The organism is Microvirga sp. P4_G7, from assembly GCF_056401005.1.
Genome location: NZ_JBFUKD010000790.1, coordinates 1 through 1,536, shown reverse-complemented (window position 1 = coordinate 1,536; position 1,536 = coordinate 1). Strand labels below are relative to the sequence as shown.

Annotated in this window: 1 protein-coding gene and 1 pseudogene; one reads left to right on the top strand and one right to left on the bottom strand. The window is 62.4% G+C overall.

What is annotated here, in order from left to right; genetic code table 11:
• Positions 1–1,096, bottom strand: a 1,096-nt coding sequence (locus AC1DT3_RS20700; protein WP_477467082.1) for a cysteine desulfurase family protein, incomplete at its 3' end; no start/stop codon positions are given.
• Between the two features lie 285 nt (positions 1,097–1,381).
• Between AC1DT3_RS20700 and AC1DT3_RS20695 the strand changes: the two are divergent.
• Positions 1,382–1,536 (top strand): annotated as a pseudogene (locus tag AC1DT3_RS20695) (alpha/beta hydrolase); the annotation flags it as partial.

Here is a 1,536-nt window from a genome sequence, read left to right as displayed (position 1 = left end):
CTTTCGTGGTCATCCACCCCAAACTGACGCGCAAAGCGCCTTCCGCGAGCGCCGGATCGACGCCCATGGCATCGAGCACATGCGATCGCTTGACCTTGCCCGATGAGCAGGCCGATCCCGACGAGAGGGCGATCCCTCCCATGTCGAAAGCAATCAATGCCGTCTCGGCCCGTAGACCGGGAATGGCAAAGGATAGCGTGTTTGGCAACCGGTCCGCGCCCTCCGCGAAGACGATCGCATCCGGGACGAGCCGGCGTATCACACTTGCCGCATCATCGCGCAAGTGTCGCAGCCGGTCCGCCTCATCGGCCAAATTCGCCTTGGCGAGCGACGCCGCGACGCCGAAACCGACCATCGCGGCAACATTCTCGGTGCCGGCGCGGTAGCCGCGCTCCTGACCGCCGCCACGGATCAGCCTCTCGGCGATCTCAAATCGGTCCGAGGCCATGACCACGGCTCCGATGCCCTTCGGTCCACCGATCTTGTGAGCGGACAGGGTCAAAACGTCGGCTCCGAGCGAGGCCAGGGCAAGCGGGACCTTGCCCGCGGCCTGGACGCCGTCCGAATGAAAATAGCCCCCATGCTCATGAACCAGGGCGGCAATCGCCTCCGACGGCTGGAGAACGCCCGTCTCGTTGTTGGCAGCCTGGACCGACACCATAACAGGCAGGTCGCCGGCTTTCTCGAGRCGTGCCCTCAGCGGCGCTTGGGCGATCACGCCATGCCCGTCGACGGCAATGCGCTCGACCGCCTCCAGGGGGAACCGGTGGCCCGACAACACGGACGGATGCTCCGTCGCTCCGAGCAGCAGCAGGCTGGCGCCAGCGCGGCCGGACATGCGGAAAGACGGCGAAAGCACCAGATTGTTGGCCTCCGTCCCCCCACTCGTGAAAATGACGTTCTTAGCTGTTGCGCCTACCAGAGCGGCGACTTTCTCCCGCGCCTCTTCCATGGCGGCACGGGCAGCACGACCTTCCGCGTGGACAGAGGAGGCATTCCCGGGAAACATGAAGGCGCGCGCCATCGCTTCCGCGACTTCGGGCCTCATAGGCGCCGTCGCGTTGTAGTCGAGATAGCTGCGCTGGCCGACCGCCATGCGATATGATTCCTTTCAAGAATCTGCCAAAAAACCTGGCTTGCGAAGAAGTGGCGCGAATGCCGAGCACGAAAACCTTGCAAAAGCCCCTGGTTGCCATGCTAAAGCAGCACAACCATATCCATCAGGTCGCGCCCTGACGGCCCGCCAGCTCTGACTGGGACATATATGTCACAGTACTTAGAATTATTCTAAGAGATTTTAAGGAGCTCAGGGGGCACGAGTCAAGGTTTACCTGCGAATTGTCTCCCTCCCTGCGAGGGATCGCCAAGAGGTCACATCCATATGCCTGAGGTCATCTTCACGGGCCCTGCCGGCCGCATCGAGGGGCGTTACCAACCCGCGAAGCAGAAAGGGGCTCCGATCGCCATCGTGCTGCATCCGCATCCGCAGTTCGGCGGCACGATGAACAATCAGATCGTCTACAACCTCTACTACAA